Origin of the sequence: Sulfurimonas iocasae (assembly GCF_047716755.1) — a bacterium.
Lineage (GTDB): Bacteria > Campylobacterota > Campylobacteria > Campylobacterales > Sulfurimonadaceae > Sulfurimonas.
The window spans coordinates 1898300-1914663 of record NZ_CP180409.1 but is presented as its reverse complement, the minus strand read 5'-3'; the positions used below and the strand labels follow the sequence as shown (position 1 = coordinate 1914663).

The 16364-nt window shown below is 33.9% G+C and carries 21 protein-coding genes; 13 read left to right on the top strand and 8 right to left on the bottom strand.

Annotated features, from left to right (window positions below):
- The first annotated feature begins 362 nt into the window (after positions 1-362).
- Both ACLHDE_RS09745 and ACLHDE_RS09740 read left to right on the top strand, forming a co-directional pair.
- Complete coding sequence (locus tag ACLHDE_RS09745) at positions 363-983, top strand: ferredoxin-thioredoxin reductase catalytic domain-containing protein (RefSeq protein WP_415396232.1); 621 nt, start codon at positions 363-365, stop codon at positions 981-983.
- Between the two features lie 94 nt (positions 984-1077).
- Positions 1078-1233 carry a hypothetical protein gene (locus ACLHDE_RS09740; protein ID WP_415398536.1) on the top strand — a complete coding sequence of 52 codons (156 nt, stop codon included), beginning with the start codon at positions 1078-1080 and terminating at the stop codon, positions 1231-1233.
- On the opposite strand, the gene ACLHDE_RS09735 is transcribed toward ACLHDE_RS09740, so the two are convergent.
- The 7 genes from ACLHDE_RS09735 to ACLHDE_RS09705 are packed head-to-tail and all read right to left on the bottom strand — an operon-like array spanning position 1230 to position 8459.
- The gene (locus ACLHDE_RS09735; protein ID WP_415396231.1) at positions 1230-1961 is read right to left on the bottom strand and encodes a DUF4395 domain-containing protein; all 732 of its coding nucleotides are present in this window, start codon (positions 1959-1961) and stop codon (positions 1230-1232) included. The two genes, ACLHDE_RS09740 and ACLHDE_RS09735, sit on opposite strands and share 4 nt — an antisense overlap.
- Positions 1954-2265: a hypothetical protein gene (locus ACLHDE_RS09730; RefSeq protein WP_415396230.1), complete on the bottom strand. Its 312-nt coding sequence runs from the start codon at positions 2263-2265 to the stop codon at positions 1954-1956. Before ACLHDE_RS09730 ends, ACLHDE_RS09735 begins: the two co-directional genes overlap by 8 nt.
- A 9-nt stretch (positions 2266-2274) precedes the next feature.
- Positions 2275-5379 carry an efflux RND transporter permease subunit gene (locus tag ACLHDE_RS09725; RefSeq protein WP_415396229.1) on the bottom strand — a complete coding sequence of 1035 codons (3105 nt, stop codon included), beginning with the start codon at positions 5377-5379 and terminating at the stop codon, positions 2275-2277.
- Positions 5380-5382: 3 nt separating this feature from the next.
- Positions 5383-6432 (bottom strand): efflux RND transporter periplasmic adaptor subunit, encoded by a 1050-nt coding sequence (locus tag ACLHDE_RS09720; RefSeq protein ID WP_415396228.1) that lies wholly within the window; start codon positions 6430-6432, stop codon positions 5383-5385.
- The gene (locus ACLHDE_RS09715; protein ID WP_415396227.1) at positions 6429-7694 is read right to left on the bottom strand and encodes a TolC family protein; all 1266 of its coding nucleotides are present in this window, start codon (positions 7692-7694) and stop codon (positions 6429-6431) included. The genes ACLHDE_RS09720 and ACLHDE_RS09715 overlap by 4 nt, the downstream gene beginning before the upstream one ends.
- Positions 7688-8296 (bottom strand): TetR/AcrR family transcriptional regulator, encoded by a 609-nt coding sequence (locus ACLHDE_RS09710; RefSeq protein WP_415396226.1) that lies wholly within the window; start codon positions 8294-8296, stop codon positions 7688-7690. Before ACLHDE_RS09710 ends, ACLHDE_RS09715 begins: the two co-directional genes overlap by 7 nt.
- Before the next feature lie 4 nt (positions 8297-8300).
- On the bottom strand, positions 8301-8459 hold the full coding sequence (locus tag ACLHDE_RS09705) for a hypothetical protein (protein ID WP_415396225.1): 159 nt from the start codon (positions 8457-8459) through the stop codon (positions 8301-8303).
- A 220-nt stretch (positions 8460-8679) separates the two neighbouring features.
- Between ACLHDE_RS09705 and nifN the strand changes: the two genes are divergently transcribed.
- The 11 genes from nifN (at position 8680) to rpoN (ending at position 14922) form a co-directional block, all read left to right on the top strand.
- Positions 8680-9954, top strand: a complete 1275-nt coding sequence (nifN, locus tag ACLHDE_RS09700; RefSeq protein ID WP_415396224.1) for a nitrogenase iron-molybdenum cofactor biosynthesis protein NifN — start codon at positions 8680-8682, stop codon at positions 9952-9954.
- Positions 9954-10343, top strand: a complete 390-nt coding sequence (locus ACLHDE_RS09695) for a bacteriohemerythrin (RefSeq protein WP_415396223.1) — start codon at positions 9954-9956, stop codon at positions 10341-10343. Before nifN ends, ACLHDE_RS09695 begins: the two co-directional genes overlap by 1 nt.
- Before the next feature lie 49 nt (positions 10344-10392).
- Positions 10393-10791, top strand: coding sequence for a NifB/NifX family molybdenum-iron cluster-binding protein (locus tag ACLHDE_RS09690; RefSeq protein WP_415396222.1), 399 nt, complete (start codon positions 10393-10395; stop codon positions 10789-10791).
- On the top strand, positions 10791-11213 hold the full coding sequence (locus ACLHDE_RS09685) for a NifX-associated nitrogen fixation protein (RefSeq protein WP_415396221.1): 423 nt from the start codon (positions 10791-10793) through the stop codon (positions 11211-11213). Before ACLHDE_RS09690 ends, ACLHDE_RS09685 begins: the two co-directional genes overlap by 1 nt.
- Before the next feature lie 8 nt (positions 11214-11221).
- Entirely contained in the window at positions 11222-11746 is a 525-nt protein-coding gene (locus ACLHDE_RS09680; RefSeq protein ID WP_415396220.1) for a flavodoxin domain-containing protein, read from the top strand.
- A gap of 1 nt (position 11747) precedes the next feature.
- Positions 11748-12149, top strand: coding sequence for a P-II family nitrogen regulator (locus ACLHDE_RS09675; protein WP_415396219.1), 402 nt, complete (start codon positions 11748-11750; stop codon positions 12147-12149).
- 11 nt (positions 12150-12160) lie between these two features.
- Positions 12161-12502 carry a nitrogenase-stabilizing/protective protein NifW gene (locus ACLHDE_RS09670; RefSeq protein WP_415396218.1) on the top strand — a complete coding sequence of 114 codons (342 nt, stop codon included), beginning with the start codon at positions 12161-12163 and terminating at the stop codon, positions 12500-12502.
- Positions 12492-12887, top strand: a complete 396-nt coding sequence (locus tag ACLHDE_RS09665) for a nitrogen fixation protein NifZ (protein ID WP_415396217.1) — start codon at positions 12492-12494, stop codon at positions 12885-12887. Before ACLHDE_RS09670 ends, ACLHDE_RS09665 begins: the two co-directional genes overlap by 11 nt.
- Before the next feature lie 25 nt (positions 12888-12912).
- Entirely contained in the window at positions 12913-13257 is a 345-nt protein-coding gene (locus ACLHDE_RS09660; protein ID WP_415396216.1) for a 2Fe-2S iron-sulfur cluster-binding protein, read from the top strand.
- Positions 13258-13344: 87 nt separating this feature from the next.
- Positions 13345-13641, top strand: a complete 297-nt coding sequence (locus tag ACLHDE_RS09655) for a 2Fe-2S iron-sulfur cluster-binding protein (protein WP_415396215.1) — start codon at positions 13345-13347, stop codon at positions 13639-13641.
- A 63-nt stretch (positions 13642-13704) separates the two neighbouring features.
- Positions 13705-14922, top strand: a complete 1218-nt coding sequence (rpoN, locus tag ACLHDE_RS09650; protein WP_415396214.1) for an RNA polymerase factor sigma-54 — start codon at positions 13705-13707, stop codon at positions 14920-14922.
- 4 nt (positions 14923-14926) lie between these two features.
- Here the strand turns inward: rpoN and nifE are convergent, their stop codons facing one another.
- Complete coding sequence (nifE, locus tag ACLHDE_RS09645; RefSeq protein WP_415396213.1) at positions 14927-16270, bottom strand: nitrogenase iron-molybdenum cofactor biosynthesis protein NifE; 1344 nt, start codon at positions 16268-16270, stop codon at positions 14927-14929.
- Positions 16271-16364 lie beyond the last annotated feature (94 nt).

Below are 16364 nucleotides of genomic sequence, written 5' to 3'. Positions count from 1 at the left end.
CTTGCCTCTAATAGATGTTCATCACGTCTCTATAGTTCTTTTAAAATAAGAATACCTCAAAGATGAAACTTATTTCTTCATTATACAACTATTTTAAATAGCCACAAATAAGAGTATATTTATAAAATCAGACTTAATAGTAAAAACGGGTGCTTACTTTTCTACTTTTTATTATTTTATATGTAAATAGGTAAAGTAAATTTGTTCTTAAACTTCTGTATACAGCTCTGATTCTAGGATGAGTATAATGAAGTTCTACAGTCTTTAGAATAATATCTTTTAATCCATCGTCTTGATTCTTTAAAAATGACATTATATGTGTAAATTTTGATATAATCAAAAACAGAAAAAAGGAATAACTAATGTTAAATATGATGATTGGTTTTTTTAAAGATTTATGGAAATACCGAGAAAAGGTGAAAAAGCAAGATAAGTGGATGCAAAAATATATTGCTAAAAATAATTATGCACTCAATCCTAGCTGGATGATGTCAACAAACCTAAAAATTTGGTTGAGTGAAATGGAAGCTACTTTTTCAAAACGTTTTTGTCCTTGTTTTGAGCCTTCAAGCGATGCAGAGTTAAACAAAAAAATGATGTGCCCATGTGAGTATGTTGAAGATGAAATCAAAGAATACGGAACTTGTCACTGTGCACTTTTTGGAAGAGCAGATTTAGATAAAGCTGGTTGGAAGAGTTCTTCAAAAAGACTTATGAGTGAATACCAAGTACCTTTAAATTTAAAAGATGGGGTACTAGACACAAGAGGAAAACCACTTGACCATCGTAGAAATCTTCCAATTCCAGATGCAATGCACCAACTCAAAGCAACTCTTAACAGTTATACTGGAGATTCTTTAAAAATGATTGTTTCTACAGAACAAGAAGTTCAAAATTTACAAAAGATAGCCTCTTTTCGTGGGTTTGGATGTGAATCAACAAATCATTCAGATTATCATGAAGTTACATTGCAATTGAAATAATAATTTTTCTTTATCATTATCACTACCTGTTGCAGTGTTCGCAAGTATTAAAGCTTTATATCAAGTGAATTAATTAAGTGAAGCTGTTAAAAACATAACCAAAAAAGTAAAGCCTGATTTAGTTGGTCTTTTTACCACTGGTATGACAGAGACCAAAGGTGATGACATAAAAGGGGCTACTTTTTTACTTAAAGATACACAACTTATGGCATATGTTCACACACCAGACTTTTTCATTCTTAACTCCTAGAAATCATCATCTGCAAAAAATTCTGCTGCTTCTGCCTCAAGCTTTGCATCTTTTATTGCTTGCAATTCTGCATCACTAAGCGTCATCATTTTGATTTTTTTTGCAAGAAAAGTCTTGCTTTCAACTTTAGTAAAGTAAGCATAAAGTCCAGAAGAAAAAGCTATTAAAACTAAAATAACTATCAATATTTGCACTGGATTAAAAGTTTGAATTTTATCTTTTTTTACTATCTCACACACACCACCAGGACAATGAGTTGCGCGGGAACTCATTACAAAATTATATATCTTACAGCCTAAACATATAGAAAAGGCAGACTCAGCTATTAGCAATATCAAACACAATATACAGATAAAAACCTTAATAGGATTAGGTTGAAAGTCAATAACTAAAAGATAAAACATCGGAACTGCAAGTACCAAACCTATGGACCAAGCAAATCTTTTTTGCGCAGCCCCCACATACTCTGGTATTTGATTTTGCACAAATACACGACCAAGTAATAAACTTGGAGAATAACTTGGATTTATAACTCTCAATAAAAAGTCAAGTGTAAAGAATGAGATAAAAAACTTTGTCACTACAACATGACCAAGCATGGTAGCATTCATGAGACTAAGTATTCCTATGGCAAAAAGTATTCCAGCGGCTGCCCTTGCTTCTCTCTCATTTACAACTCTTACATCGTAACCTTCAACTTTTTCGCCATATTTAAAAAATTCATTCATTTAACTTCCTCTCAAATGCTTTGATTATCTCTTCTACTTGGACTAAACCCTCTAAAAATTTTTTACCGTTTAATACAAATGTAGGGTCTTTTGTTATTCCATTTTCTATTGCTTTTAAAGTATCGTATTCAAAATTAAACTCTAAACGCAACGGCATATGCTTTATACTGCAACTAAGTCTTTTTGAAAGTTTAGCGCTACTTATTTTATCACCATATATAATACCGTGAAAAAATGGATACTCTGTATGAGTCCCATTTAAAATTTCACCTTCATTCATAGTATGACAAGCTATATCATTCATTTTGACTCCTCATGAAAGTAGTGCTTCTTCTGCTTTTTTTACAGGATTCGTTTTATTGTCCTTATCAAATATATATGCATACATTGGAACATATATAAGTGTTAGAAGTGTACCAACTAAAAGTCCACCTATTGCCACATCTGCTAAAGGACTTAAACGTTCTAGCCCGACTGCTTGCTCTAGTGCTATAGGAATCATTCCTGCAATAGTACCAAAAGCTGTCATCATAACTGGACGGAAACGCACTCTTACAGATTCAACAGCGCTATCAAAAGGGGTTTCATCATCTTCTCTATACTTTTGGTAGAAGTCGATGAGAAGAACCGCATTTTTGATAATAATACCAAAGAGTAGTAGTATTCCTAAAAGACTCGGCATACAGCTAGGTTTTCCAAAGAGTAACATTCCCCACGCAGCCCCAATCATAGAAAGAGGCAAAACCACAATCATAATAAGTGCCATTCTTACAGAACGATAGATAGCAATAAGAGTCATAATAAGAATTAAGATTCCAAGTCCTATAGCTTTTATCATACGATTAAAACTATCTTCAATCTGAGCTATATCACCTGTTTGCTCAACTACTACATCGTTAAGTTTTACATTTTTTAACGCTTCAATCGTGTCATCAGTTAAGTGAGTAACTGGGCGTTTAGAACGGTAACCATTTACATCTATGGAGTAGAGCATTTTATCACGCTCAATTTTTGCAAATGTAAGATGTCTTTTTGGTGTCGCTATTTGAGACAGCGGTATCTCTCCCATCGGTGTTGCAATTGGAAGAAGCCTTAAAGTCTCAATATTTTGAGAAAATTTACCTTTTAAATAGAGCCTTACAAACTGAGTATTCATGGATTCTAAATTTGCATTTAGTCCGATTATCTCACCTTTTATAGGAAGCTGCATTGCGATTTGATATGGTGTAATTCCATAACTTAGTGCCTTATTCTCATCTATGCTTAACTCAACTTCCATAAAGTCTTTATCCCAACTTGTACTAACAGATGTAAGTCCTGCCACATCACTAAGTGCTTGTTGGACTAGGTGTGATTTATCACTCAAACCATCAACAACTGCAGAAGAGAGTCTTACATCTACAGTCGCTTTTATGCTTGAGAGTGCCGTTGCTCCAAAATCAAATACATCGTTACGTTTAATACCCTCTATGCGAGAGAGTTTTTCACGAATAATATCTTCAAGTTCCCAAAGAGTTTTTTCTCGCTCAAACCTATTGACACAGTTAATGGTAATAGTCGCCTCAGCAGGTAAATTTCCGCTTCCTAAAGATAAAACTCCCGGTTCTGTGCCAAAGGCAACAGAACTCATTTTTACCCATTCTTGATTTTGTAACCACTTCAATGTCGGTTTGATTTTTATCTCTGCACTCTCAACGGTTTCATTTGCACTAAAAGCAATCTGAGCTTTTATAATACCTGTGTCCATTGGTGGCATAGCATCTTTTCCGATAGTAGGCATAATATTTTTTAAACTAATACCAAGAAGAAAGATAACGCCAACTGTAAGCAAGATACGGCGAAAAATTCTAAACTTTCCATTTGAAAATTTGATAATTCCTACATAAGGTGTAATTAATCTACCGATTGTGTTGTTATAAAAAATATCAAACTTTTTTTCTATTTTTGTTTTACCTGTTCCGTTTTTATATAACCATGCTGAGAGTAGCGGTATAAATGTTATAGATAAAAACCAACTTACAAACAGAGCAATTATAAGAGTCTCAATTAGTGGTCTAAAAATCTTTTGTGGATATCCGCCAATAAACATAAGTGGAAAAAGAATAACAACTGTAGCAATAGTCCCAGCAAAAATAGGATTTAAAACCTCTTTTGTTCCATTTTTAATAGCATCCTGTAAGTTTTCATGTACTTCATTTAGATGTCTTTCTATATTTTCTAAAACAACAACGGCATCATCTACAAGCATTCCTAGTGCTAAAATAATTGCAGTATAAACTACTATGTTTAACTCTCCACCGGTCAACCAAATAATAGCCATAGTAGAGAAAAAAACCATAGGTATAGATAAGCCAGCTGCTATAATCGCTCTAAAATTGCCCAAAAAAATCATAATAACTATAAGAGTATAGATAATAGCATCTTTAAGAGCATCAAGCATATTGGAATTTGCTTGTTCTATAAGATCTCTTTGTGTATCACTTATCTCAAAATTAATATTAGGGTACTGAACTTCAAGTTTTTGCATCTCAGCACGAGCAGCTTTACTTACATCAAGTACGCTTCCGCCTGGTGCACGCTGAACAGAAAGAGCAATAGCTCCTTTGCCATTTCCCATGTATCCACTTGTTCTTTTTTCATAGCTCCACTTAATGTCTGCTACGTCTCCTAGATGTACATTTGGCATCACTGGGAGTTGTCTAAGACGCTCTACATTGTCTTTTTCCCCATAAAAAGTTACTGTGTAAAAATCATTGTCACCTTTGATAAAGCCAATAGGCATATCACGATTAAGCGCTCTTATGGCTTTAACAATCTCTTCAAAATCGATATTATAACGCTTTGCTTTAAAAGGATCTATCTCGATGTTTATGGAACTCTCAAATCCACCAAACACTTCAACATTTCCTATATTTTTGTTGCTTAAAAGATATGGTTTTATGAAACTGTCCGCTATTTTTCTGATATCAGCCAAATCAACACCGCTATTTTTTGGAGTAAGTGAGATAATATCAACAGGAAGAGTAAAGTCTCCCGCTGTATAAACAGCGGGATTAAGTCCTGCAGGTATCTTCGCACGAGCGATGCTTAAAGCATTTGCAACATCAACCGCTGCCGCATTTAAACCTTTCTCATACTCAAATTCAGCTTTTACTATAGAGTAGTTTGCAACATTTATACTACTCACATTCGTAACAAGTCCTAAACGTGAAATCTCTTGCTCTATGGGTTTAGAAACAGTAGATGCAGCGACTTGAGCAGTAGCACCTGGAACGGCAGTAATAACTACAACTTGAGGTGGATTTGCATCTGGAAATAAATTTTTTGGCAGAGTTATTAAAGCAATGATCCCCATTATAAAAAATGCGCTGATTATTGAGTAGAGAAGATAAGGTCTTTTATAAAAATACTCAAACATCTTTTAGTCCTTTAATTCTAATGCATAACCACTTGTGAGTTTCAGTAAAATATCTGGTTTTGCGATAACGATTTTTTCACCATTGAAGCTCTCAGACACAACAACTCCTTGCTCGGCGCTATCAAGTATATGTACCTCTTTTGCCTCTGCTTTATTGCCATTTACAACAAGAACATAACTTTTACCATTACGGTTAAGAAGTGCATCAAATTCTAAGAGAATACCTTTATCGTTATAAGTAATCACATCCACTTCTGCTCTATCACCACTGGTAAGCTTGGAATCTCCTGTATAAACTTTATACTCTGCCAAACCGTGAAGAGTGCTTTCAAGTGAAATAGCAGGAAAATCTTTACCATTAAAAGTTACTCCTTTTATATTTATACTAGTAGGTACTCTAACCATCAAATAAAAACCATTTTTAGAACTAATTTTAGCAAGTGGAGTGCCTGGTATGCTCATAGCTCCATTGCTTCCCATACTTTTTGCTATTACACCATCAACGGGTGAAGTGATTACTGCATAAGAGAGATTATTATTTAACTCTATCTCTTGTTGTTTAAGACCTGCTATTTTTGCCTCAATCGCTGCTATCATAGTCGCCTCATTTTGAGACTCTTCTATTGATGCACCCTGTACATTAAGAAGCTCTGTTGTTCTTTTGTGAGTCGCTTTTAAGTTCTCTTGTGCAATATTTTCAGCAATTATTTGGTTTTGAATATTTTTAAGATTACCCTCTATGCTGGTTGTATCGAGTTGTACGATTACATCACCTTTTTTAACAGATGTACCACTGTTTTTTATACTAATAATTCTTGCAGCAATTCTTGAAGAGAGCATAACATCCTTGTCATTTTGCACCTCTGCAATATAGGGAAGAGAGAGTTTTGCATCAACTAATGTTGGTGTCATAGTCCTTACTACAATAGGGTAAACTTTTGCTTTTTGCATCGCCGCATCAGCGGCTCTGGCTGATTGAATTTTTTTAACCCCGGCAACACCAAGTGCTGCAATAACGGCTATACTTAAACCTACTTTTAGATATTTATTCATTTCACCATCTCCTCAATATTATTGGCATATATAACTGCTAGTTGCATTTTTGTTTGTATCACTTCAGAATTTGCCTTATAAAGCTCAGCTTCCGCCGAAACAACATCATCTTCATATCTTAAGTACTCTTCAGTTGAGAGTCTTGCATTTTTAAAGTTCAGTTTTGCAATCTCAAGTAGTTGTTTTTTATCTTCTATACTTTGCATATAAAGCTTCACAGAGTTATCTAAAAGCGGTAGCGACTCTTCTAGCATCTGCGCTTTTGATTGTAGTTCATCTGTCATTTTTGATAATTCTACTTCACCAGATTTAACTTCTATTTTTGCTAAAGAAATTTCACTATAATTATCCATTTGAAGCAGTGGTATATTCAAAACCACGCCTATATTTCCATACTCTTCATTTACACTTTTATCATTGTTGTATGCGGTTCCTTGAGAAAAAGTATAAGAGCCTTGGGCAAAAAGTGCAGGGTAAAGTTTCTCTTTTTCGGCTTTTACATTTAATTTATCAGCGGCTATTTTCACCCTGAAAGGCTCGAGTGAAAACAAACCTTTGCTACTATCAATATTACCATTGAATTTCATGCTAACAGGCACTTCAAGTTTTATCCCAGTAAGAGAATCTATTATGCTAATGAGTTTTTTCTTTTGAAGGTCAATATTATTCTTGTTAATGCTGATTTGGTTGAGACTATCATTTATCTTATAAAGCGCTGATGCGGCAACTCTTCCGTTATCTACTTTAATTTGTAAAGTTTTTTTCGTCTCTTGTAGTGACTTTTCCTTTGCATTTAAAGATTTTTGAACTGCTTCCAAGTAGATAAGATTTGCATTACTCCCTACTATCACTGCTTCATTTTCAAGAAGATTTATATACTTCTTTACTTTTGCACTCTTTTGCATTACATTGGCTTTATCAACCATAGTAAAAATAGATTTCACAAAAAGAGGCATAGTAAATGCAGCACCTTCTCGAGTAATATTATCACTAAATGGTTGTGCGACATTAGGGTCTTTTACTGTGTTTGGCGGGACTGGTAACATATTTGTTGGTGTAGTGTAGTAGTCATGACTTACAAAAAGATTTATCTTAGGGTAAAGCTTTGCAGCGGCTAAATCTTCATAAATCTCTGCTTTTTTTACCACCATCTCATCAGATTTTGTTTGAGAATGACTCTTGAGTGCATCAAAAAGTTCTGGCATAGAGTGTGCACTTAGTATAAAAGGCAAAGAGAACACTATTAGTAACTTTTTTAACATAGTAATCCTTTTATAATTTTTCTTGAAAGTGACTCAATTATGTTTTCAAATTCAACTTCAAGTAGTTTACTTTTATCTTTTAAAACAGAGAGGACCTTCTCTCTGAGTGGTTTAGTAGTATTGTAAGAAGTAAGTGTTGTAACAATCATCATCTGAATCAGAAAGGGATTCTCCTCTTCAAAAATTTCTTGGTTTACACCCTCTTCTAAAATCTGCATCAATCTAGAAAGGGTACGAGAGAGAAATATTGAACATTTAAGTGGAAGTGTTGTTGCTCCGCTTGCTATTTCTCTCGCAAAAATAGAACTAAAAGTTGGATTTGAAATAAGGAATGAACCAAAAGTATGAATATAGTTATGGAGTTTATGTTTAGCATCACCATCTAATGTATTTTCTTCAATAATTTGAGCAAGCTTTGAGAATTGGGAACAAACAACAGCTTCATAAAGCGTTGCTTTATCTTTGTAGTGGTAATAAATTGCTGGTTTAGTAATACTACACTCTTTAGCAATAAGATCTAAATTTGTATTTTCATAACCAAACTTGGAAAAATTTTCTATTGCAGTTGTTAAGATTAACTCTTTTTTTGATTTTTTAGCCATAAGATTAACTCGCGTATATATCAAATGCAGTTTTTGCATTTCCAATCAAAGCACTATTATGTGCATGTTTAATGATTTTGACTAAAAATGCTATCTCTTCTTTTTTGATACCAATTTTTTCTGTCATCATATTTTCCACTTGTTCTGGTGTCGGTACTTGCATGGTTTTTTCCTGATATTTTAGTATAGTTTTATTATTTGCAACATGACTTACTTACTAGTAAGTAAAATTTTAATATTTTAATACTTTTATATAACTTAAAACAACACTACATATAGAAGAAACTGTAGCAAAATAAATCTAAAGGAGTTGGATATGAAAGTTTTCTTATAAATATCTATGGAATAAAAAATGTATATATTCCTTTAGATAGGAATTAATTATGAGCAAACCATTACAAATCAATCCAATAAAATTATCACAACCTATGGGAGCATTACTATGCTTTTTAGGCATAAAAAATTGTATGCCATTAATGCATGGAGCACAAGGATGTGCCTCTTTTTCAAAAGTATTTTTTACCCGTCATTTTAGTGACCCGATTGCAGTACAGACAACGGCAGTTAATGATATAACAGCAGTAATTGACGGTGGTGATTACTCTATAAGTGAAGCTGTTAAAAACATAACCAAAAAAGTAAAGCCTGATTTAGTTGGTCTTTTTACCACGGGTATGACAGAGACCAAAGGTGATGATATAAAAGGGGCTACTTTTTTACTTAAAGATACGCAACTTATGGCATATGTTCACACACCAGACTTTGAAGGTGGACTAGAGAGTGGTTTTGCAAAATCTGTAGAGGCTGTTATAGAACAACTAATAGAGCCTAAAAACATACTTAATACTCAAAAAGCTCTTTTAATCCCAAATGTTAACCTTACACCGATTGAGGTGGAAAAGATAAAAGAACAGATATCTTTGTTTGGGTTTGAAGTATTTGCACTTCCGGATTTGAGTGAATCACTTGATGGACACTTAGGACTAAAGCAGGGAGCACTGAGCAGTGGCGGCATAAGTGTAGAAGATATTAAGGAGCTTGGTGACAGTGCAGTTGTAATAACTATCGGAGACTCTGTAAAAAAAGCAGGTAAAAAGTTTTTAGAAATAAATCAAAAGAGTAAGCATCTGCATTTTGACACTATAAGCGGACTTTTAAAATCAGATGAGTTTTACAAGTCTCTTCTGGAGTATAAAAATATATCAAGACCAAATCCAAGTATAGTGAGATGGAGAAAAAGACTCCAAGATGCACTACTTGATACTCATTTCGCATTTGGAGGTACAAATGTAGTTATAGCTCTTGAAGCCGACCAGGCACTCTCCATAGCAACAACGATAATAGAAGCCGGTGCAAATATAAAAACTGTTGTCCTTCCGACAAAGAGTAATGTCTTAGCTGGTTTGGCATGTGAAAATATAATTGTAGGTGACTTTGAAGATGTAGAAAATGCTTTGGAAGAATCAGACCTCTTAATAAGTAATTTTCACGGAGAAGCAATTGCGCATAAACATAAAAAAGCATTGGTTCTTAGAGGTTTTCCAAACTATGAGACAGTAGGTAATCAACTTGTCAATGACACACTCTATGAAGGTAGCTGTTACTTGCTATTTGAAGTTGCCAATATTATAAATAATCACAATCATGGAGCACACTAATGGAATTTGATAACACAAAGCACCTACTGAATTTTGATGAGATGGATAGTAAACATAGAGAGTTTGTTGATATATATAACTCAAAAAAAGGTGAAGATATCCAAGATTACAAAAATGTAATGATTCAGATTTTACAACATACAAAAATACATTTTTGTCATGAAGAAGATTTAATGCTTACACATAAATATCCAAGACTTAGAGAGCATTCAGATGAGCATAAAAAAGTACTTTATGAAATGGAATACTTTATAAAAGGCTCAAATACAAGAATTGGAAAAAATATACTTAAATCTTACTACACTCAAGGACTTCCAAGCTGGTTTGACACGCATCTATTAAGTATGGATAGTGATCTTTCAAGTTTTTTATCTACAAAAAACCTCTAAGGAACACTATGTGTATCTCTATATCTAAATAATAGATGGAGAGTACGATATGAGTTCAACTATAAAAATAACTTCAAATGATGAGAGCCTAGGTAGTCTAAGAGTTGCTTTTGCAACAAACGATAATGAAAATATAGATGCTCACTTTGGTAGTGCAAAACAGTTTAATATATATGATATTAATAGTAATGGTTTTCAAATATCTTCAATAATCAAAATCATAAGTAAAGATACTGACACCACAGTAGGACTTCTAGGAGGAACAGACATAGTTTATTTTGCAAATATCGGACCGACTGCTGCAGCAAAGATTATTGGTAGCGGAGTATTTCCTATTAAGTATAAAGAAATTGTTTCTATTGATGATGAGTTAAATAAAATTGTAAAGATGATAAATGAAAATCCTCCTCCATTTATCAAAAAAATAATTGAAAAAAAGGCAGCATAATGGAAAGTTTATTTACAGATACTCTTATCGGACAAGTTAGAGCACTCGATCAGTTTGGTACTTGGACAAATAGAGAAGATGAAGATATTTTAAAAGAAAAATATGTAAAGAGCAAAGAAGATCTTAAAAATATTCCTGTTATTGCAGACATCGATGAGATGCAAATACAAGATATAAGACTTGTATATCAGGCGGTAGCACTTGCTTTTGAAAAAAAGACTGGAGTTATGTGTTCTGTTGTTATGGAGATGAGCCATGAAGGTTTTGGTAGAGCTGTTGTAATAGCTGACAAAATTGTTATTGTAAATAAGTTCTTTAAAGATGCACATAGATTTTCTTTTCGTACATATGAAAAACTGGTTGAAGAGGGTGACAAGCTCCTGAGTGATGCAATCAAAATTTATGATGAGTATAAAAAATAGGAGTTGATATGAGTAAATATGGAGTATTTGTAGGAACAGCAGGCGGAACTAGTATGAAGGTGGCTGATGCTTTGGTTAAAGCATTCGATATCGATGAAGATGATGTAATAAATATGGAAGATGACTTTGATGATGTTGAAGAGCAACTATTAGCTTATGATGTTCTCTTTTTAGGAAGTTCAACTTGGGGACAAGGGGATTTACACTTTAGCTGGGTTGATGCTGTAGTAGAGATTGAAAATGAAGGCATAGATTTTAGTGGCAAAACGGTTGCATATTTTGGAGCAGGTGACTGTCAAAAACATGGAGAACATTTCTGTAGTGCTTTAGGAAAACTTCATAAAACTTTTAGCGGTGCTGGAGCAAAGTCAATAGGTTATATACCTAAAGATGACTACACATATGAGTTTTCACTTGCTGAGATTGATGATAAACTTTGTGGTTTAGCAATTGATGAACATAATGAGTCCCAAAAGACTAACGAAAGGATTGAGAGATGGGTAACTATATTAAAATCAGAACTAGGAGATTAAAATGTATTTAGTAATGGCTGTTATAAATAAAAATAACTTAAAAAATGTACTTGAAGATCTGTTTTCTAATAATATTGAAGGTATTACAGTGAGTGATGTTATTGGTAAAGGATCTTTTGGATTGACAGAAGCTGATAACAAGCCTACTGACTTAGTTGAAAAAGCAAAGCTTGAAATTGTTGTATCAGATGAAGATCATAGAACTGCAGCAATGGAGTGTATAAGAAGTAATTGTCACGACTTAGGAAGAGGTGCTGGAAAAATATGGTGGCTAGAAGTTGGTGGTGTTGAGCGAATCCGTACTGGTGAAAAAGATACAGATGCTCTCACTACTCAGGTAAATAAAAAAATACAGAATGTGCCGTATATTATGACAAGTAATATTGACACACCATGTAGCTAAAGGAATGATTTATGAATGCTAAGACAAAGTCATTGGATGAGTTCTATGAACTGACTGATGCGGAAGATTATTTTATTTTTTTTGACCTAGATTATGACTCAAGTCTTGTTAATGTAAAGAGATTTCATATATTAAAAGAGTATGGGGCACTAATTAAAACCGGTATAGCAAATCTTTTAGAAGAAGAGGAAAGACTTCTTGACTTTTTAAAGTACTCTCTTCTTAAAGTATATGGAGAGTTTGCTAATGGTTATGCTCCAAGCGCAGCTGATGTTTGGGATATGTTTAAAGATGGAAAACTAAGTGGTTGTATGAGTTGTACACCATCTCCTGGAAACAGTTGTGGATGCTAAGCAAATCTTCGATCCAGACGTAAAGCTGTATGACAGTATTACGGCAAGTCGTTCTGGTAGAGATGAAGATGAACCAAAGTATCGGACCGGACAAAAGGTAAAACTCTTAGAAGACATTGTAAATGATGGGACTTATCCACATGCCAAGATTGGAACATTGATGATGCCAAAGGGCAGCATCGGTTACATAAAAGACATGGGTGAGTTTTTACAAGTTATTAGAGTTTATGAAGTGCATTTTTTCGGTGCTGAAATGGAAGTAGAAATTATCGGGTGTAGAGAACATGAACTTGAATCTATTGAAGACGGTTATGTTAGTGAAGAGGCTCTAGAACGTGAAGCCATGAAAGCTCATAGACAAAAGATGAGCAAAGAAGATAAGTAGCAATCTAAAATAAAAGGAGAGAAAGATGGCAAAAGTGATTTTTATGGGTTTTGACAAAGATAAAGATGGTCTTTATCATGCGCCAAAGGGTGAACCAATTGTAAGATTGGCAAAAGATAATGGGGTTCCTATTAATTTTGAATGTCAAGATGGTGAGTGTGGTAGTTGTTTGATAAAATATGAAAATATAGAGGATGAAGAGCCAACAAACTATATTGAGGATAAAGAACTTGATAAGCTAATTGAAATTGGTGCACTTAAGTCTAAAGATGCTGAGCATTGTCAGCAGTTTACAATTAGTCCAAAAGTCAGACTTGCATGTCAAACACTTGTTAAGGGTGATGTTATTATCAAACCATTCCTACAATAAAAACAAGAATTAAAAAGCACAAAGGTGCGTGAGCTTGACACCTAGTCAAACCAAGCGTTAGATATGAAATAAAATTAAGGAGTTAAAATGACGACAAGAGTAGAAATTGTAAATGATTTTTTAGCAATCAATGTAAAAGAAGGTAGTACAATCCAAGATATCGTAGAGGCTAGTGGTTCAGCACTTCCTTTTGGATGTCGTGATGGTGAATGTGGTACATGTGTAGTTGAAGTTGAATCGGGAATGGAATTTTTAACTGATAAGACTGAAAAGGAAGTAAAAGTTCTTAAAGAGATTTGTTCAGGTACTTGTACTCCAAAGTCACGTCTTTCATGTCAAATGAAAGTTGCTAAACCAAATGGTTTAGTTAGACTTAAGTACTAAAAACTGCATATTTTTTGCACAATTTTTGGACTCAAACCCTTAGTGGTTTGAGTATAATTATATATGTCCAGTACATTTAATTTAAATACAAGTCAGAAGCAGGGTTTACAACTATCTCTTAGACTTTGGCTACCATTACTACAAGCTCCGGTTCAAGATTTGGAGACTATATTTAAAGAACATAGTTTTGAGAATCCATTTTTAGAGTACCAATCATCTTTTGAATCAAACTACTCAAGCGGTGGTTTTATTGAAGAGATAAATCTACATAAAGATTCTCTGCATGATGTAGTTTTAAATCAACTTGAAGCTCCACTTTTCCCAACACCTAATTCGCAAAAAGTAGCTCATGAGATTCTTCTATATATTGACAGTGATGGTTACTTTGAAGGTGACATAGAATCAATAGCGCTAAAGTGCAATACTACAAATGACTTTGTTGAGAAGATAAGAGAAAGGTTCTGCTACTTAGATCCTAGCGGGATTGGAGCTAAAGATTTGATTGAATCATTCGAGTTTCAACTATCCCAACTTTTTATTGATGAAGAGCTAAATAAATTTATTCAAAAAATTATACAAAACTTAAAAAATATTGACAAGTTTCATAAACATCATAGATTTGATGAAGCTACAGATATAATTAAGAGGTTTAAATCACCGCCAGCCGTAGATTTTCAGGAAGAAAATACTTATATAGTTCCGGATTTTTTTGTTGAAGTAGGAGATGATATATCTGTAAAAATAAATCATAGTTATTATCCAGATATTGTTATAAAAGATCCATTTAAAAGTAAAAACGATGAGCTCAAAGATAAGCTAAAAGAGGCAAGAGATTTAGTTAACTTACTTGAACTTAGAAAATCTACACTTTACAAACTTGTATTATTGATAGTTGAGAGGCAAATGGGATTTTTCATAGGAAGTGAACTAAAACCTATGACTATGGCTCAAATTGCAAGTGACATAGGTTTTGAAGAATCTACAATAAGCAGAGCGGTTTCAAACAAATATATAAAGTGTGACAGAGGAATATTTTCATTAAAGTCATTTTTTACAAATGCGGTATCTAAAAACCTATCATCTTCAGAAATAAAAAATTATATCCAGAATCTTATTGAGAATGAGGACCATAATATACCATTAACAGATCAGGATTTAGTTGATAAGGTTATGCTGAGATTCAATATGAAAATGGTTAGAAGAACTATTACTAAGTACAGAAAACTACTTGATATTCCCTCTTCCAAAGAGAGAAAGAAAATTTATAAAGTAAGGGATTAGTCCCTTACTCTTCCCAAGGTGCAGCAACGCCTACAACTTTAAATACTGGGTTGTTTACCGCTGCACATACATCTTTTGCTAAGTTTTCAAGTCCACCGTAAGCTCCGTAACTTACTTTCTTCTCCTGATTTACATCAACAAAAGCCACTTTCTTTTTAATGGCAGTATAGAGACTTCTACCACCAGCCAAGAGTATGTCAACATTATGTTCATCTATAAGTTTTGCCTGCTCATTTGCAGGAACTTTCATTAAAATATCTACATACTCTTTAGCAATCTCTATATCTTCAAGCGTAGATTTTCTGATGCTTGTAGCTACTACTTCTATGCCGACATCTTGCAGTGCAGATGCTATTGACCAAGATTTATTTCCTCCAGTGTTGAGGATGGCTTTTTTGCCATTTAGGACTTTTCTGTATGGAATAAGTCTTTTTTCTAAGTTGGCTTCTTCCTCAGATATAATTATTTCAGCTTTTTTACTAAGTTCTTCATCCCCAAAGGCATTTACGATTGAACGAATTGCATTTGAAGTGTCACGTTTACCGTAAAAAGATACAGAAATGTAAGGTATGGAGTAACGTTCTTGCATTTTTCGTGTAAGTGTAATTAGAGATTTTGCACATACGATTACATTTAGTTTTGCAGTGTGTGCAGTTTGTATATCTTCTATTCTACCGTCACCCGCAAGAGTAGATACAACTTTTATGCCAATACGTTCTAAAATTGGTTTATACTGCCACATATCTCCGGTTACATTGTACTCACCAATAAGATTTATTCCAAAAGGGTGTATCTCTTTTGGCTCACGAGTACCAATGAGCTGGTTCAACACCGCTTCTCCACCAAGGCGGGAACCTAAGTTCTTACCTCCAACAAATCCAGGTGAGTGTACAACTACAACAGGAAGAGAATATTTCTCCTGCATACGAGCACAAACACTATCCATATCATCACCAATCATTGCCGTCACGCATGTCTCATAAACGAATACAGCTTTTGGATTCTTATGCTCTATTACATACTCAATGGAGTCTTCGAGCTTTTTATCACCTCCAAATATTACATCATTTGTAGTGACATCTGTGTAGTATCCGGTAATAGTATTGTTCTCCCCTTCATAGCTTGTAGGTGTTGCTCTGGTTTCCCATGACGCTCCCTGACATGTAGCTGGAGCATGAACAAGGTGTACAGCATCTGCGTAAGGAAATAGGGCAATTTGAGCACCTTCAAATGCACATCCACCACTTGTTGCTCCAGGTTTTGGTTTATCACAACTACTCTTTTTTTTATCATTATGAGTACATGCCGACTCATTTAACAGTTCACGAATTAATTTTCTATTTACCATGATATATATCCATATTATTAGATATATATTTTTATACATATTTTATTCCCTAGAAGACTAAGGGAACACTAAATGTATATTTATATGAGTAGAT